The following is a 17,942-nucleotide window of genomic DNA, read 5'->3' as shown; positions in this document are numbered from 1 at the left end:
TTCCGACGTAGCTTTCTTTCAGAAAGCTTTTAGCTTCGCTTTTACAGGTTTTTTCTGTCTTCTCCGTTCTTGGGTAAATGAATCGTTCTACTTATAAAGACGTCCACACTGGCTCAGATGTGTTTTAATGAAGGACAGGAGACAGGACAAGGATTGACTCAAGCGATCGTTGAAATATCCTCGTTCTTCATGCTCCGGTTGTCACGTGATGCTCGAAGGGCTGCCTGTGCTGCCGCAACCCGAACCCATGGGATCTGCTCGGGTCTGCAACATATATCCCCTAGCCTGGCCTCATGAATATATGCAATCGACGCTGTATCCTGAATATGCTCACTGATTATGAATGTTTTCAGATGTGGCTTCCGAGCTTTCCCTTGAGCAGCAGCCGTCTCTATTAAGCGACCTACGTTGTCTATATCAAGGGTATGCTGAGCATTATATTTGATGTAAACAGCGTCACCGAGAGTCCGCTCTTGCTCCGCTACTTCCTCACAAACGCTACCAAATACGGAGTATGCCAGCTCATCAGCATCAAAGGAAATAAAGTCCGCATAACGCGCAAACTGTGCCGCAGTCAATGCGGATCTGGATGAGTTAATCGAGGCTCCCACTTTGTACACACAATGGCGGCGCTCTTCACCAAGCAACTGGTCTGCTACATGATCCACCAAATCCCTCATCTGTTGCATCTCATGCGCTTGTTCTACATGCGGGATTATAATTTCTGGACGTACCCACAGCCCGTTTTGAATACATTTGACCGCTGCCCGGAAAATAGCCTCTAGCTGCATCTCATGAATGTCGGATAAAATGACAGCCAGATCATAGCCTTGCTGATCCAGCTCATTTAAATTCGGCAATAACTTCTGTAGTGGAAAATCAAACAATTGAATAGTCACTGGGCGTCCATCCATTCCTTCGAAAAGAGATTCCATATCAGACTGTTGCATCGGCAGTAATCGCTCCAACCCGCGTCTGCGTTCTTCTTCCGTATCCGCCATTATCATCTTCTGCACAAAAGGTTTTCGGGATGGAGACAACAACATCGTCTCCGTTGTACATAACCCAATGCCCTCTGCACCTCCAGCTCGTGCCCGCCAAGCCTCATCCACCTGTTCCACCTTTGCCAGAATAGATACCTCTTTTATTTCATCAGCCCATTCCAGCACAAGTTCAAGTTCTGGCAACTCCTGTGGCATACACTCTGGCATATCTTCGGATCTCATTCGAAGGATGGCTTGCTCTTTTGAAATTAGCCCCTCATTTACGAAATGGACTACGCTCTTGAATGCCGCAATTGAACTTAATTTCGCAGGCATCACATGTTGTATGCGGATGGAAGTCATGTCAACCACATAGGTGAGTTCCTGCACAACACCTGTGAGGCTCTCTAATTCCGTACAGATCTTCTCCAGCTCTGTGTAGCGCTTTGTATTATTTCTTTTTAAATAAGAGAGTGCATGAACCATGCCAGACTTGCTTCTCGAAGGTAGATAATCCCCCATCATGCCTTTCTCCCCTGTTACCGGATTACGAGTGTAGACTTTCCCAGTGCCTCTGTAATCCGCATAGTTTCCTTGTACCATGGCTTGAATCAACACAGGGGTTCCTACTCTTGCTTGTTCTTTTACGCTATCTTCTGGCAAATCATCCCTATCATTCATCTGGTCGGCAGAACAGTGCACCGCACGCACCGCAGTTTGAATCTGAACGTATACATCTTGTGGAAAAGGACTTCCGCCAATCGCCTGAATCAAGGCTTTCTTTTCTGCAATGAACGATTCGAGCTCCGCCTCTCCCGCAAAAAATGACTGAGGGTCTTCTGGCTGTGCAGCAGTGACATAAGGAATTCCATGAACCATATGCCCGTACTGTTGAAGTACGGCCAAATAACATTGGAGCGCATATAAACGATTGCCTGTCTGATGAGCGAGACCTTCGACAGTTTCATCATTCAGCCCCACATAAGATATACCGTTTTTCTCTGTAACTGAAGAATAAACAGCCTGATCTGGCTGCACGTCAAGTAGAAGTGGACGGTTGGGGTCGCCAAAAGCTGCACCTGTTTGTTGTTCCAGATGCAGTATAGCCCTGTCCAGCTCTCCCATGATCTCATCGGAGTGATGACCAGAACGGGTAAACCATGCACGGCAGCCTTCCTCCGTGACGATCATTCCCTTTGGAACAGACCATCCCATTTGCATCAGTTTTGAGAGAGCAGCCCCGATACTGTGCGTCAGCCCTTTCATTTGTAAGGTACCTTCCTCCAATAGCAATACCCGTTTTGTCATTTGCAGCGCTCCCATCTGCCGTCCATGGCTGTGATCGAATGAGCAGCGTTCTTCATCCGTGCTGCCTTCACTCTAATGTTATGTCGCAAGAGCATCATCAAAGACTACAGGTTCAGCAATTTGTAATCGTTATTCTGTTTTTTTGTTAAATTCGAATCTGTTAAAAAGTAAAAACTCCTTCAGCTCATGCTGAAGGAGTTTCTTTAGCCATATCCACTACCCTATAAACCGCAAGATATCGTCAATTTTCTTCCCGTGAGAGAGTACACCGTAGTTCATCCACGTCAAAAAATCGACCTCGTAGACATTTCCGCATTTCACTGCTGCAAGCTGCTTCCATTCCTTTCTGTCCAGCAATTGTCGTTCCTCTCCAAACCTTAAGGAATCACGAGTGTCGAACGTAATTAACAGGTGATCCGCATCAAGCTGAGCCAATTGCTCCAACCCGATCTTGACTCTGCGCTCACGCTGTGCCCACTTACTCACATGTTCATGGGGGTTGAGACCAAGATCCCGATAAATAACCGGACCCACATAACCACATTGATCACCGTATAGTGTGATTTCCGAAGCCGAAACACGCAGAAAAGCAACCGTTTCTTTGCGCAAACGTACTTGAAGATGTCTTTTGGCATCAAACGCTTTTTCTTCATACAACTCAACAACTTCATGTACGCAATGGCTTCTTCCAAGCACATCCGCTGTAGATTTCAAAATAGCACGCCAATCTTCACCATCTTGTTGCAAATAATAAACGGGCGCTACCTGCTCAAAACGATCCAAATTCCATGTTTTATACCCCATATCCAGCATAATAAATTCCGGTATATGCCCAGCATGAAACTCGGCATCCTGCTGACTGATATCAAATTCAGGTACATCATCCAGTTGCAAGTAACGTTGTCTGCCCCAAGCATGATGCGAACCTTGCAATATCGGTTTTACTCCGAGCGCCAACAGGAAATCCTCCAGATAAGGTGCAAATATACGCACCTCCTGGCGGTGGTGACGACGATACACGCCGGGTGAGACACCAGCATATTGCTTGAAACGGCGACTAAAATAATACTCATTACTGAATCCTACATGACTCGCAATATCATGCAGACGATCATCCGTTATCTGTAAAAGTTGTTTCGATCGCTCCAGTCGAACACGGTTCACATAATCAAGGGGAAGCTGACCTGTCATTTTTTTGAAGTGTCTCGTATAACTTGTTCTGGAAAGACCTGCTCGAGAAGCAAGCTCGTCCACTGTGAGCATCTGATTGTAATGCGAATCAATGTAATGAACGGATTGTTGAAGATGGCTGCGATTAGATTGTAGCTGAAGCTCAGGATCATTTTGACGAATGACATTTCGGAACCACTGCTGGAACTGAATTTGCACATCCCACACGTCATGCACATCTGTAACATGCTTCTGACGGTATAATTGCTCCATACACTCCAGACATGCACTCCAAGGGGTGTATGTAAACTCGGTGAACGATACTGTGTCATTCGTACCCAAACTTAGCCGGTGGTTAGTAGCGTTCCGTTCTACGTTGTTCTGATTCGGCATTGAATGGATGGAACAGCTGTCAACCATAATCGGATTCATATCCATTTTATAAAACCTCAACGTCTCTTCATCTCCACCCTGAGCTGTTACAGAGAAAGAAACATCAGCTCGCACCAAACAAATCGTACCCGGTTCCAGCTTGGTTTGGCTATCAGAACAAGCTAAAATGCCCCTACCTTGCACCACAATGATGAAAGTATGAACATTGGTTTGCTTAGATGAATATGTTGAACTTGTTTCCAATGTAAAATCTACATATTGTATGTTTTGTAAGGAGCAGAGCCACGGCTTGGTCATCATGTGCAATATTGAAGCGTACATTGTACATCCATCTTTCTTATATGAGAATAGTTATCAATTAGATCAAGTGTAAACGAAAAAAGAAAGCTCTTCAAGCCAGACTGAAGAACTTTCTTTATTCAACTCACTATTTATGGCGTCATTTTTTCCAGCAAATCATCTATCTTCATTGAATTCGCAGTAACTGCCCCGGACTGCCAGTGAGACCGCTCCATCATGTAGACATGTTTATTTTTGACCGCAGGAAGCGACTGCCACAGTTTTCCGTCCAACATGTGGATGGCCTCCTGATTTTCTGGGGAATCCCAGTTTCCGTTAGAAGGGAACACGATGATATGATCTGCATCCAGACTGGGGATAGCCTCTTCGGACAGAATTTCTTGATATTCTTTCATATCTCGTGCGAGTGGATGTGGAGTAAGTCCAAGATCAGAGTAAACAAATCCGGTATATCGATTTTTGACCCCAAATAAAGCCAATCCTTTTTCTGCTACGTTTAATCTCACAACCGCAACCGTCTCATTTCCGAGGGTTTGTTGTAATTTTGCTTTTGCATCTGCAATTTTTTGTTTGAATTGCTCTTCAAACGCAGCACCTTTTTCGGGCTGCCCTACAATATCGGCAATTGTCGTCAATACCTGATTGGAGTCCTGGAGAACGCTCTCCGGCAGACGGTAGGTTGGGGCTACTTTGCTATATTGTTCGTATTGTGTTGCATCTACCCCACCGTCCACAATGATCAGATCCGGGTTGTATTGCAAAAGTGCCTCGATGCTTGCTGTCGTATCAAACTTCGGCGCATCTAACTTCAAATAATCCTGTACTCCCCAAGTGGGATGATACCACTGTACAACCGGTGTAACACCCAGCGCCTTGAGATAGTCCTCGACATAAATACCCGCAATCCGCTGTGGATGGACAGGGATCGTTACTTCTCCAAACTCATCCTTCACAACACGTGTCTCGTTGTTCGGAGCCTCCGTTTCTACAGTGGTGCTCTTCTTGGCTTCTCCCTGTGATGCTGATGTTTCCGTCTTTGCACTGCAACCGGATATCACCATTGCTGTGAGTAATAACAACATCAACCACCCTTGAATTCCTTTGCTCCGTATTGCCATCATGCATTTCCCCCTATGTATAATCTGTAGATGTCATCATGAGAAAAGAATATTTTAATCTATAATGATAATCATTCTCATATAACTCTTTAGGTGAATTGTACATGATGTTGACCTGAGGTCACAATACACATTTGAAGACTCTTTTTTATACAAACGAAACAATTTAGATAAACATAGCCTACTCATTTCCTAATGAACTCAAAAAAGCCACTAAAACAGCGGCTTTAATGAGCCTTTATTCCTTTTTAGTCCCTATGCTTTAACATAACGCTCAAGCAATTGGTTCACAAACGCATCCTGCTCGCCATCTTGCAGCAAATAACAACCGATCAACCCAAAATCATCGCTAACATAACCGGCTAACTCCGGTTCACCCGTCAAACTTATCGTTCGTTTAAAGGCAATCTCCCTGATCTGTCGCAGCACATCATCTTCTGCGACAGCAGAGTCCCCAGCATATCGCTCATAAGCCTGCATCCACTCATCAGCAAATGGAGCTTCATCACGTTTATCCAGATACGCCTCTACATCCAGCCCTTCGAAATTTCGTTCGCTGAGCAAGCGTTCTTCTTTCAAATCCTGTAACAGGGTGTTTACATCACTTCTACTCATTCTTTCACTCCTTCGTTCTTCTTTTTCGAATACATCTCCGGTATAACAAAACGTCTCATGTGTTTACTAGTGTCTGCTGTAAAATGGTCCAATCCCCGTTCCTTATATTCATCAAGTACACATCCAAAAATCCGGGCAATGATACCACAATCCGCCAGCGCATCATGTCTGTGAATACCTTCTGTATTCAAATCGTAGTACCGGATCAGAAAATCCGTGGAGACAACATCTGTTATCTCAGGATGAATATACGTGAACATCGCCTTGGTATCCAGCACTTTATTGGTGAACATAGTTAACCCGTGTTCTTGACAATGGCGTTCTAACATAGGCAGATCATATTCATATCCAGCGTGCGTCACGAGCACCTCGTCACCGATAAAGCTACGAAATTGCTCATACACTTCATTAAAAAGCGAAGCCTTTAACATTTCTTCATTTGTAATACCCGTAAGTTGCTCCACAGCTTCTGGAATCATTTTCGACGCCCGAACTAGAGAAGAGAAACGGGTTTCGCCAAGGCCCTCTTCCCTTTTATAAGACACTGCGCCAAACTGAGTAATACTCTCCACAGTCGTATCAATTCCTGTTCCTTCCAGATCAAATATGCAATATGTTCTATCCCTCAGCGGTGTCACACTTAATTCCTCCACCGTATATGTACCCGGCAAAAACGTAATTTGCATATCTTTCACTCCCACATTCTTGTAATCTGTAACATGTTGTCAGCTCTATCCAAATCCATTCTGTAGATATCCGGCATCGTGGTGCTCTTCCAAAACTCGAAACCGCAATCCGGGTCATAACGCTGAAAAATAAGGGTCATGATATCACCATGTGTACCAATCACGATCTTGTTCCCCCTGTGCTCGTCCAACACCTGTTCAATTATGTTAATGGCTCTCGCCTGAGCCTGAATTCCAGACTCTCCACCTGGAAAAGCGAACGAAGCATCAAGATACAACTGTCGCTTGGCCTCATGAAAATCATCATGTTTGACATGGGAACCCGACAACGCACGTTCACGCAAATCTTCAAAGGTCAGCACAGGCTTTCCATACAAGTCAGCCAAAATCTGAATGGTTTGCATCGCTCGAAGATACGGACTGGAGTAGAAAAACGCTATGTCCTCTGCGTGCAAAAGATTGGCCACTTTCTCCGCATCCGAATCCCCCTGCTCAGTCAGTCCACGCTCGCGCTCCTTGCCTTCGATGAACCTGGATTCTGCATGTCGTACAAAATACAAGCTTGTATAAACTCCTGTGCTCATCCAGCCATCTTTCCCTTCTTCTCGATTACAATCAGACAGGTGCTATCAGGCAAGGACACAGGTTTCCCCTGTTCATCCATAAAAACAATCCGCTCTGCTAATGCTTCGGTATACCCCTTTTGCAGGAAATGACGTAGCATAACGATCTCCGCTTGCTCGCCCAACGTTTCACGTATGCATTTCTCATAGGCTTGCGGTGTAAATACGCCAAACTGCTCCTGAATTTCGTGCACATAAGCTTCCTCACCCCATGTATAGGTGTACAGAAACTCCATTGCATCATTAATCGGCATCATTACTTCATGATCCGATATACGTTCAAACGTAATCGTGCGCCCCTTAAAATCTGCTGCATAACGCTCCAGCCAGCGCAACCCGTCCGGCTCTAGGAATCGAATTCGTCTTTTCTGCAACTCGGGTTCGCTCATAATACCGTCTCGGATAAGGATTCTTCCGCCTGGGGAGAGCACTTGAAAAGCACTTTGCAGCGCAGCCGCCACCGTATCTGTATTGAATCTGCGTCCGTCACGTTCAATGTAGGAATATAACTCATGCAGAATGGAGGAAAATATCACCGTGTCCACTGTGCCAGGCTCGACATACTGATCAAGCTGCAGCGCATCCCCTTTCATCACATGCCAGCGATGGGATTCCCGTTGCTTTTTACGCTCCAGCGCTTCGATCACGTTGGCCGAAATATCGATGCCAATCGCCTCAACTTCCGGCTTCTCCTGCTCAATCAAATCGAGCAATATGCCTCCCCCTGGACCAATGTCAAGCACACGCTTGCCCACCATGTAGTCTAGTAGCACTTTTTTGTAATCCCCCGAACTGTTCATATCCGAAAGATACGTCTCTTCATTGTGGAACCGGTCATACGCATCCCGGCGCAAGCCAAACAGATCGAATAACAATAATACCGCCTGTTCGTACAACGGAGATTTCTCTGCTTCAATGCAAAATGCAATCAGTTTCTCGGCCGCAGGCGAGAATTCAAAGGTCACAAATAGCGTATCTGGCAGATCAGGATATCGTTCAACCCGATGTCCCAGATGTGGATAAGGCAGTTGCTCGCCAGCGATAATCTGTTCCCACGAATACTGTTCCAAATATTTTTCGATCATACGTTTCTTGTAGATATTCAGCTTTTTGAGGCCTTTGTAGTCATAATACATCGTGTTCATTAGCGGTTCAAAGCTGATATGACGAATGGAAGAGATCTCGGAAGAATCCATTGATTCTCCCTCCGTTTCCCTATCCCATTCTCCGCTGTGAAGTGCGAGCATAAATACCTTGACCATCTCTTCAAGTGAATAATCCCGCATGGCTGACTCGACATACCACAAGGTGCGTGATGCAATTGGAGCTAGCTGCTGGGCGATCGAAAACTGCTGTTCGAGTTTGGCATACGTATTATCGATCGCTTCACCTTGCCGGATCGAGTTGCTTCTCAGACGGGATAATCGTTCTTTCACACTCCAATCGGTGTGCTCGGTACCTGTTACGATCCAGTCCACAATCTGCTCTACTTCGTCCTGAACATGCTCCCAGAGCCCAGGATCAACGGCAGCAATAATACATTCGTTCAAAGCCATCAGCAGGGTGCGCAGTTCACTACCGGTAACCCAGCCCTTGGTCATTAAAGAACGCAATGGTGTATTCTCCGCAAACGGAATTTCTCCCCGTATGTATTGTCCAATTAATCCGTGTGTTGATATTAGAATGCGAATGATCTCCTGTTTCGGAGACATTGCCGATTCCAGTTCTTTCGCTCCATCCGTTGCATATAGACTATATAGCTGAGCTGAGCCAATATTATGTACAAACAGATTGATGCCCTGCTGCTGCCACGTTCTGCGCTGTTCCAGCGAACCTGCTTTAGCCGTCTCGGACCAGGCCAGCACTTCCTCCAGCAGCTCTTTCATCCAGAACGAAAGCCGGATTTCGTCCAGCACCTGAAGTGTACGCTCAGAGTAATCCAATACTGCATTGGTCTTCTGAAGCTCGGCAATAGAGTGAATACGTTCCAGATTGATTCTCGGCTTCTCCGCCGCTGCTAACCATTGCAGCCATTGCGGCTCATCTTGCAAGTATGGTTGTGACTTCCCTGATTTATAACGTTGGATTACTTCCAGCGCGTCCAGCATGGATTCTCCACCCTCTTTATCTCATGATGTTGTAAGAACCGTTTCATCCAGCAAGCGGAGTTTGTCCCTCACAAACTGAAGTAAGTGCTCCGCTTCCGGTAACGGCAAGTTTTCGTCCAGACGAGCTGCAGCTACGGGCAACATCCAGGCATCAATCTGCTCACGAGAGATCCCGGAAAGTGAGATGTAATGAGCTAAGTACTGCTGCAGAATCAAACTTCGAGCCTGCTCAAATCCTTCCCGAATCGCAGGTTCTGCGTCGTCTGGCAACTTGCCGCATTTTAATATTACCCACGTTCTGGCCACATCACCCGCAGGATCACCCGCCATCCCCGTCATCCAGTCGATGACACAATGTTGTCCTCCGTCTCTGCTCAGCATCACATTATCAGGATGATAGTCACCGTGACAGATCACCCGCTGCTCAGGCAATTCGGACAAATAATGAATCAGGCGCTCATGTTCAATAGCAGAAAAGCTGGATACGCTTAGAATCGCATGCTCCAGAATCTTTTTCTGAGAAGGCCATGTGTTGTCCTCAGCCTGTATCTGGTGCAGTTTATAATGAATCGCAGCCATTGTCGATGATAACTGTTCCAGTAATTCCGGCTGCTGAATCATCAGAGATAAGAGGGTTGTTCCCTCAAACCTTCCAAATACGATGCCTGTGCGCGTATTGTGATGTATTTGTTTTACAGTACGAGGTACAGGCAGCCCCATATCATATACGAACTGACTGATGTGATATTCATTCTGTACCGCTTCTTCTGAAAACCCTGTCCGGTATAATTTTAAAATAAGATCATCTGCATAATGGTAGATTTCCGCCGTTCTTCCTTGCCCCATCAGCTTCATGTACTTATCCTCCCGAGTATGGACTCCTCATATTTAAAGCTTTTAGTCTTGTTCGCTTACTTGAACTCAATCCCTCTTACTTTGGAAAAAATCAACGTATCTACCCATGCACCTGTGCGATCCTGCTTTGTTCTGCGCAATACTCCTTCCAGGGTGTACCCTGACCGTTCAGCCACCTTGGCACTGCGGATATTCCGCGCATCACAACGAATCTCAAGCCGATTGGCCTGTAGATGCAAAATCGCAAACTGTTCAATCCCTCGTACAGCCTCTGTCACCAAACCTTCACCCGATCTAGAGGTCCGCACCCAGTAGCCAATCTCGAAGCAGCGTGCGTTCCAGTCCATCCGGTGCAGACCACTACTGCCAACAAACTCGTCCGTAATTTTATCGCGCAAATGCAGCATCAGATCACTGCGTTCCATAAATTTCATTCTGGCTTTTCGCACGGATGCTTCTGACTCTTCTAATGAAGGAATATTCTCTGCAAAAGGTAACCACGGTCGTAGCTCATTGGCACTTTCCCGAATAGCTATGTTTACATCTGCGCCATCCCCCCATTGCGGGGCTCGAATATTCAGACGTTCCGTGTGAAAACTCTCAGGAAAATCGAGCATTATAGGAAGCAACACCCTTGAATCTGTCATGAAACCTACTCCTCCACCTGAAAAATCGAGTCAATAATCAGCGGAAGTTGGTCTCTGACGGAGGCAGCCCCGAAGACGGACCTTGCGTGCACTCCCTGTTCTTCAAAAACCTCTACCATCAGATCCGAGAACCCGTTCAGCACCTTATGGTGCTCCTGATAAGAAGCAGATGCGTTGATAAACCCCTGCACCTTCACGACCCGTTTGACACGACCCAGCGATCCGAGCACATCTCGCACCACAGCAAGTACCTCAAGTCCGGCGTTCCGGGCAAAGTCATACCCCTGTTCTGTCGTAAATTCCACGCCAAGCTTGCCGCGCTCATCCGTAGCTGGGCCTTTTCCTGAAACATACATGATTCCATTCACAATTACGGCATTTGCATATTTCCCCGCAGGAGCACTGGATTGCGGAAGCTTGATTCCCCGTTCCTTCAATCTGGCTTCGATCATACTCATCCTCAGGACCTCTCTCTCATTTTCCAATAAGATCACCTCTGATGTTATCATGTTATCGCATTTTTATACTTTTTTAATTCCATCCCGTTCGTTGTATTCCTGCCTGTATGTTCTCGGTGACATCTGGACCGCTCGCTTGAACATCTTGCCAAAATGAGAAAAATTACCAAACCCCGCCAGCAAGGCAATATCGGTCACTGACTCTTCACTCTCACGCAATAGACGCTGAGCCTCCTTCACCCGCAGTAGATTCAAATAATCACTGAAGGTAAAACCCGTCGTTTGTTTGAACAACCGGCTTAGATAATGGGAACTGATCCGAAACTTGCCTGCTACCTGCGGTAGCGTAAGCGAGCTCTGGTAATTTTCATTCAGATAACGAACGACGATCTGAATCTTCGGGTGAAGAGCAGGTTCTTGATCATCCATTTGTATTCGTCCCAGATGACGGTGGCGGTGCGTAAGCAGCAACAACTCCAGTGTACGGTGACGCAGCAACATCCCACTTCCCTCGTCAGGCTTTCGCATTTCCTTCACCATCTCCGCGACGATCCCCTCGGTCACTTTGGCGATATGAGCGGGGAATCTCACAATGGGTATATCCCAGCGAAAAGGCTCGGTTAACCCCTCGGCCAATTCGCTTGAGACCAACATAGCAGGAAATAGTCCAGGTTGCAGGTATAACACAATTCGTTCATGGCCTTGCATTCCGCTTTCCAGTGTTTTATGTACCGTGCTACGGTTCACAAATACCAAGTCCCCTGCTTTAATTCGATACGACCGATCTTTAATAAAATAAATACGCTCTCCAGAGAGTAAATAATACAATTCGTAATGGTCGTGAAAATGATCACTCGGCATGGAGTAATACCCGATACGGCGATCGTATTCCATATGTAATAAATCCGTTGTATCATGGTAGTCCGCACGAATAGCTTCGGTCATGTTGTTCTCTCCTTTTTCACAATTATAGCAAAATAAGCGGCATTTGAAAGCGTTTACGCATAAAAAGCGGCGAAAGAAGTGCTCCTTTGTTATAGGCTAAACCTACATTCAAGGAGGCGATATGCATGGGTAACAAAAAACGTTATGTATTGGTCGGAACCGGCGGTCGTGCCGAATTTTTCTATGGTGCCTTGACCCGGGATTTCAATGAAACCTCAGAGCTGGTCGGCTTTTGCGATATTAATCAAGTGCGTATGAATTATGCAAATAAGTTGCTGCGAGAAAAATATAACTATGCTGAAGTACCGACGTATTTGGCAGATCAGTTTGACCAGATGATTGAGAACGAGAAGCCAGACTATGTTATCGTGACTAGCGTGGATCGGACTCACCACAAATACATTATTCGGGCCATGGAACTGGGCTGTGACGTAGTTACAGAGAAACCGATGACCATCAATGAAGAGAAGTGTCAGGATATTCTGGATGCCGTAAAACGTACCGGACAGAATGTACGTGTCACATTCAACTATCGTTATGCACCGCATCACACGAAAATACGGGAGCTTATTCTGGACGATGCCATTGGCAAAGTGACGTCCGTGCACTTCGAATGGCTTCTAAATACCCGCCACGGGGCGGATTATTTCCGACGTTGGCACCGGGACAAGCGCAATAGCGGCGGATTACTCGTACACAAATCGACGCATCACTTCGATCTGGTGAACTTCTGGATTGGCTCACAGCCAGATACCGTATTTGCATTTGGCGATCTGATGTTTTACGGCAGAGAAAATGCCGAGGATCGCGGGGTTACTCAATTTTACAACCGTGCTACAGGCAACCCGCTCGCTCAGGATGATCCATTTGCCCTGCATCTCGATTCCGATGAGCATCTGAAATCGATGTATCTGGATGCCGAAACCGAAGATGGATACCAGCGCGATCAGAGTGTATTTGGTGAAGGCATCAATATTGAGGATACGATGGGTGTTCTCGTCCAATATCAGAATAAAGCTATCCTGACATACTCCCTTGTCGCTTATCAGCCATGGGAAGGTTACCGCATCGCCATTAATGGAACAAAAGGACGCATCGAGATGAGCATTATCGAACAATCCTACGTCAATTCACTGGGCGATAAGAGCAAAGAAGGCGCTTTGATCGGCAAAACGCTGCGCGTGCTTCCAATGTTCGGCTCACCTTATGACGTTGATGTCGAGGAAAAGGAAGGCGGCCATGGCGGAGGCGACCCTGTATTGCTCAATGATCTGTTCGGCGCGCCGTCAGAAGATCCGTTCCATCGTGCAGCCAATCATGTGGATGGCGCCCGCTCCATCCTGACGGGTATAGCAGCCAATCGTGCGATTGCAACAGGCCTTCCGGTTAAGGTCGATTCCTTGGTACAATTCTAAAGTCGTTGATAAAGGCGAACGAACACATTTGTTATACTAATATAAAGCGCATATTAAAAAAGGCAAAAGATCAGAGAACTGGTATCTCTGTTCTTTTGCTTTTTTGGTTTTTTTATTCCTCAAACACATCTCATCTCAGTACGTACGTATTAACCGGCATGAACATGGGCTGCCAAGTATTCACGTTCCTCCTTGCCCCGTTCATATACTAGGTATAAATGACGAACGGAGGATGACTTATGAGCTGGCAGCATCTTCGCACAGGCAAAACACTTCAGCAGCGGTTGACCCAATTTCAGGGACATCTGGCTGAGCTTAATGCCCCGCGTACCGGTCTGGAGCCTGGACGTATTCGGAAGGTATTCCCTCGTAACTTTGTCAAAATCAATCATCAATTATTTATTCCGCTCAGCCTGAATTCCATTCGTGTATTCAACATTCCACGCACACAGAGAGGAATTCAGGTCGGCATTCGTACAACATTTCCTTCGCGCAACGCATTCAGGAACATCAGACTGGTTGGCGTTGGACTCAATTATATTGAGCTGCAAGGTAAAGGCAGAGTCCCTTCGCGTATTCTGTTTCCGCTTTCCAGCGTGGAGTCGATTTATCGACCTCGCAAGCGAACCTATAAACGGAAACGTGGCTGTATCCGCCGCAGGTAACCCTGAAGTAGCTGTCCAATCGATCTAGCCTTGAACGAAAAAAGCGGCGAGAAACGTTTATCTCCGTTTCTCACCGCTTGGCTTCATGTCCTTCACAGGTGCATGCACATTAACTCAGCACCATCCAACTACCAGACTACTTCCACGGAATTTAGGCTACACCCCTGTCCAGACATCTTTGGCATAACGACCTTGTTCCTGAAGCTGGTTAAGCCAGACTTCTGCCTCTTCTTCAGTTTTGCCTAGAATGTCTGCATAAGCCTGTTTGAGCGTTGCCTCCACATCGGGAGCCATCTTACTACCATCTCCACAAATGTATAGGTGCGCCCCTTTTTCCAGCAAAGGAATCAACAGAGGTGCATCCTCTTTCATTCGATGCTGAACATAACACTTCTCTTCCCCTTGAAGACGGGAAAACGCTGTATGAAGCTGTACAAGTCCCTCTTGCTCGGCGGCTTGTAGTTCGTTTTTATACAAATAATCATGTTCGGGATTGCGGCATCCAAAGTAAAGATGGGCTTCCCCAACCTGTTCACCTTGTTGTTTCGATACATGCCTTGCTTGCAAGAACCCCCGGAATGGCGCCACACCTGTTCCCGGACCCACCATAATAATCGGCACCTCCGGGTGGTCAGGCAACTGAAATCCGGATTCCGGGGTACGAACAAACATCACTACCTCTTCACCAGGCTTCAGTCCGGCCAGATAGTTGGAAGCAATGCCTTTATATATCCCTTGTCCGCTCCACGCAGGTGCCTCTACCACACTTACTGTAATGCTCGCTTGTGCTTCTTGCACTCGCGGTGAGCTGGAGATGGAATAATATCTGGCCTTCAACGAAGGCAGAAGCTCCAGAAAACGTTCAAATGGCAATTCACATGCTTCATACTTCTCCAGATAGTCCAGCATGGATATCCGTTTACTGCGCACCTCATTCATATACACCGTTTCATCCAGTAGCGCCTCAAGCTCCTTCTTATGCGGAGGACAGACCGTATGTGCAGCAAGTTCTCTCAACTGCGCACGTGTTGCAGCCTCCTGCAACTCTACACTGTGGCTGAGCAAGTCATACAGGTTCACTGGCTGTTGCAGCGGAAGATGCGCTGCGCTTCGGCCCGATGCATCCAATACCAGATGTTCGGCTCCCGTAAATCCGTAGCGGCGAAGGACTCGCTCCACCAGCTCCGGCGGATTTTGAGGAAGAACGCCCAGATGGTCGCCTTCCTTGTACGTGATTCCCTCCGGAAGTTTAATCTCCAGATGTCTTGTACTCCGCTCGCTGCCTGCATCATGAAGCTCCCGATTCTCCAGCACAGCAGCTACATGTGCATCATACGTTTCTACAAGCGGAGTAACCGCCATGCCACTGACAAACTGTACGGACAAGGAGTTGCGGTCACTTGTTGAGCCAGCATTTAGCTTCAAATCCAGCTTTCGCGCCAGGTCAGGCCATAACTGTTCCGTCCAATCCTCCACCTGCTTCTCAAAATCACCACTCGCATCCGACTCACCAAGGGATGACAGGCGCTTTGCTCCCCGCAAGGCAAGCTGTTCATCAATCAAACGCGGAATGCGCTGATACGTACTGGCCCAGTTGTGATCACCGCATCCAAGCACAGTATAGTTCACACCCTTGAACTCATCTGCATCTGCGTGACCAATCCACTCCACGAACATTTTGGCGTTGCTTGGCGGCTGGCCATTATAGGATGCACTGACAATGATGACAGCTCCTTCTTTAGGCAGATTGCCCACGCGGTCATCGAGCGCAGCGACTTCACTGCGGAAACCTTGATATCTGGCGGTATCAGCAATTTCACGCGCGATGCCCTCTGCCGTCCCCAGATTGGAGCCGTACAGGACAAGCATAGGGGTATGATGTGCATCCACAATATCTTGCTCATTCTTTTTCACAGCAGTAGCAGGCTCTTGCACAGCCAAACCAGGTACAGCCAACACGGGTTGACCTCCGCGCGGACGTACTCGTATAACAAAATTGTCAGGTTTAAGTGTCAAGGTCTCTTTGACCTTCAATTGATAATTCGCATGATCGATGAAGTCAAAATGTTTCAAAACCATGCCCAGCACCAGCGTCGCTTCCTGAAGAGCAAACTGCTGACCGATGCATGCGCGTTGACCGTTACCGAACGGTTTGTACGCGTTATGAGGCACTTTGCTCGGATCTTCGAACCGCTCAGGCCGAAACTCTTCTACATCGTCTCCCCACGCCTCACGGTCACGGTGCAACTTGGGAATGAGCACGCTGACACTGTCTCCTTTTTGAAGCGGATATTGTCCGCCGAGCACTGTATCTTCTTTAGCATACAAGGAGAATGCTGGCGCAGTTGGCCACAAACGCAATGCTTCGCTCAGCACCATACGGATATACTTCAATTGACGAACCTGGTTGTATGTTGGCACCGGATCTTTCAGAATATCATCTGCTTCCGCCTGAGCTTTCGCGAGTTTATCCGGATTCTTCATCAGGTAATACACCGCAAAAGATAACAAACCACTCGTTGTCTCATGCCCTGCAATCAGAAAAGTAATAATCTGATACCGGATATTTTCATCATCCAATGTTTCACCTGTCTCCGGGTCTTTGCCGCTTAACATGTGAGAAAGCAGATCATCTGCCCCTTCCTGCGGCTGTGCCTTGCGTTCTGCAATGATGTGATCTACCAGTGAGAACATGGAGCGGATATCCTGCTCAAATTGTTTCTTTTTGCTAATCATCAATTTATCCTGCAGACGCAGACGCTGTAAAGAACTCATGGATTCATCCAATGCCCTTACCATGCTTGTAATGAATGGATGCGGTTCTTCCCGATAGAAGCTGTTGAAACGGTAATTGAATCCGCATAGGCCAATCGTGTCCAAGGTCAGACGGGTCATATCGTCGGGCACATTGACCGTTTCATCGGGATTCAGTCTCGACCATTTCTGCACCAGCTGTACGGCAAGATCCACCATTTTGTTATGATACCCCTGCATTGCGCGCTGGCTGAAACTTGGGAGCAGAACATTATGTGCCTTTTTCCAGTTAGGCTCGTCTGTCCAGCTAGTAAAGAGTCCATCTCCGGCAAAAGCACGTACCTTGGCGAGGGGAGCCCACACTCGTTTATCAAATTTGGATTCGTCCGTAACCTCGGCTACATATTTCTCACTCGAAATATAAAGCTCACTTCTTCCAGGGTAATCCATGCGAAAAATAGGACCGTACTCACCTGCCAGCTTAACCAAAGACTGGGTCGGCTCGTCAAAATTCAACTGCGGCAGATTACCTAACGGGCCGTACGTTTTGGGCTGAGGCACTGAAATGGATGACATAACTCTCACTCCTTCTTTTTCTCAAAATGTAAATGATGAGTTCCGAGGCATAGCATGTTAAATCAAATTTCACTTGAATCCATCTTTTAATCACGTGTTATGTGTGTAATATGTCGTACCCAAAACCAACTGACCATAATCGTAATATAGTCAATTTGAAGTAAAAAAAATGGGCAATTCTCTATGTCTACCTTTACCATATCATTTCCAGTTCCATTCTTCAACTGTCCTAAAGTTTTAGCTTATCCTCCTGGGATCCTCACTCCTCTAATAAAACAAAAACTGCCCTCGGCTGAACATTTCACCATTAGGACAGTTTTATA

At 46.8% G+C, this 17,942-nt stretch carries 14 protein-coding genes; 2 read left to right on the top strand and 12 right to left on the bottom strand.

Annotated features, from left to right (window positions below; translation table 11 throughout):
* Positions 1-158: 158 nt before the first annotated feature.
* The 11 genes from AC1VYS_RS12735 to AC1VYS_RS12685 all read right to left on the bottom strand — a co-directional run bounded on the left by AC1VYS_RS12735 (position 159) and on the right by AC1VYS_RS12685 (position 12,209).
* On the bottom strand, positions 159-2,291 hold the full coding sequence (locus AC1VYS_RS12735; protein WP_482914543.1) for a putative PEP-binding protein: 2,133 nt from the start codon (positions 2,289-2,291) through the stop codon (positions 159-161).
* 216 nt (positions 2,292-2,507) lie between these two features.
* Positions 2,508-4,154 carry a helix-turn-helix domain-containing protein gene (locus tag AC1VYS_RS12730; RefSeq protein ID WP_482934522.1) on the bottom strand — a complete coding sequence of 549 codons (1,647 nt, stop codon included), beginning with the start codon at positions 4,152-4,154 and terminating at the stop codon, positions 2,508-2,510.
* Between the two features lie 131 nt (positions 4,155-4,285).
* Positions 4,286-5,275 carry an ABC transporter substrate-binding protein gene (locus AC1VYS_RS12725; protein WP_482914541.1) on the bottom strand — a complete coding sequence of 330 codons (990 nt, stop codon included), beginning with the start codon at positions 5,273-5,275 and terminating at the stop codon, positions 4,286-4,288.
* 252 nt (positions 5,276-5,527) lie between these two features.
* Positions 5,528-5,887, bottom strand: coding sequence for a hypothetical protein (locus AC1VYS_RS12720; RefSeq protein WP_482914540.1), 360 nt, complete (start codon positions 5,885-5,887; stop codon positions 5,528-5,530).
* Positions 5,884-6,573: a 3'-5' exonuclease gene (locus AC1VYS_RS12715; protein WP_482914539.1), complete on the bottom strand. Its 690-nt coding sequence runs from the start codon at positions 6,571-6,573 to the stop codon at positions 5,884-5,886. The genes AC1VYS_RS12720 and AC1VYS_RS12715 overlap by 4 nt, the downstream gene beginning before the upstream one ends.
* A gap of 5 nt (positions 6,574-6,578) precedes the next feature.
* Positions 6,579-7,133 carry a histidine phosphatase family protein gene (locus AC1VYS_RS12710; RefSeq protein WP_482914538.1) on the bottom strand — a complete coding sequence of 185 codons (555 nt, stop codon included), beginning with the start codon at positions 7,131-7,133 and terminating at the stop codon, positions 6,579-6,581.
* A gap of 20 nt (positions 7,134-7,153) precedes the next feature.
* The gene (locus AC1VYS_RS12705; RefSeq protein ID WP_482914537.1) at positions 7,154-9,304 is read right to left on the bottom strand and encodes a class I SAM-dependent methyltransferase; all 2,151 of its coding nucleotides are present in this window, start codon (positions 9,302-9,304) and stop codon (positions 7,154-7,156) included.
* Positions 9,305-9,325: 21 nt separating this feature from the next.
* The gene (locus AC1VYS_RS12700) at positions 9,326-10,159 is read right to left on the bottom strand and encodes a phosphotransferase family protein (RefSeq protein ID WP_482914536.1); all 834 of its coding nucleotides are present in this window, start codon (positions 10,157-10,159) and stop codon (positions 9,326-9,328) included.
* Between the two features lie 56 nt (positions 10,160-10,215).
* Entirely contained in the window at positions 10,216-10,806 is a 591-nt protein-coding gene (locus AC1VYS_RS12695) for a GNAT family N-acetyltransferase (protein WP_482914535.1), read from the bottom strand.
* A 5-nt stretch (positions 10,807-10,811) separates the two neighbouring features.
* The gene (locus AC1VYS_RS12690) at positions 10,812-11,258 is read right to left on the bottom strand and encodes a RidA family protein (RefSeq protein WP_482914981.1); all 447 of its coding nucleotides are present in this window, start codon (positions 11,256-11,258) and stop codon (positions 10,812-10,814) included.
* Positions 11,259-11,327: 69 nt separating this feature from the next.
* Positions 11,328-12,209, bottom strand: a complete 882-nt coding sequence (locus AC1VYS_RS12685; RefSeq protein WP_482914534.1) for a helix-turn-helix domain-containing protein — start codon at positions 12,207-12,209, stop codon at positions 11,328-11,330.
* A gap of 125 nt (positions 12,210-12,334) precedes the next feature.
* Between AC1VYS_RS12685 and AC1VYS_RS12680 the strand changes: the two genes are divergently transcribed.
* On the top strand, positions 12,335-13,624 hold the full coding sequence (locus tag AC1VYS_RS12680) for a Gfo/Idh/MocA family oxidoreductase (protein WP_482914533.1): 1,290 nt from the start codon (positions 12,335-12,337) through the stop codon (positions 13,622-13,624).
* 239 nt (positions 13,625-13,863) lie between these two features.
* Positions 13,864-14,289: a hypothetical protein gene (locus AC1VYS_RS12675; protein ID WP_482914532.1), complete on the top strand. Its 426-nt coding sequence runs from the start codon at positions 13,864-13,866 to the stop codon at positions 14,287-14,289.
* A 156-nt stretch (positions 14,290-14,445) separates the two neighbouring features.
* On the opposite strand, the gene AC1VYS_RS12670 is transcribed toward AC1VYS_RS12675, so the two are convergent.
* Complete coding sequence (locus AC1VYS_RS12670; RefSeq protein WP_482914531.1) at positions 14,446-17,619, bottom strand: bifunctional cytochrome P450/NADPH--P450 reductase; 3,174 nt, start codon at positions 17,617-17,619, stop codon at positions 14,446-14,448.
* Positions 17,620-17,942 lie beyond the last annotated feature (323 nt).

It is taken from the genome of Paenibacillus sp. G34 (genome assembly GCF_056856875.1).
The sequence above is the reverse complement of the archived record's forward strand: the minus strand, read 5'-3'. Positions and strand labels throughout refer to the sequence as shown.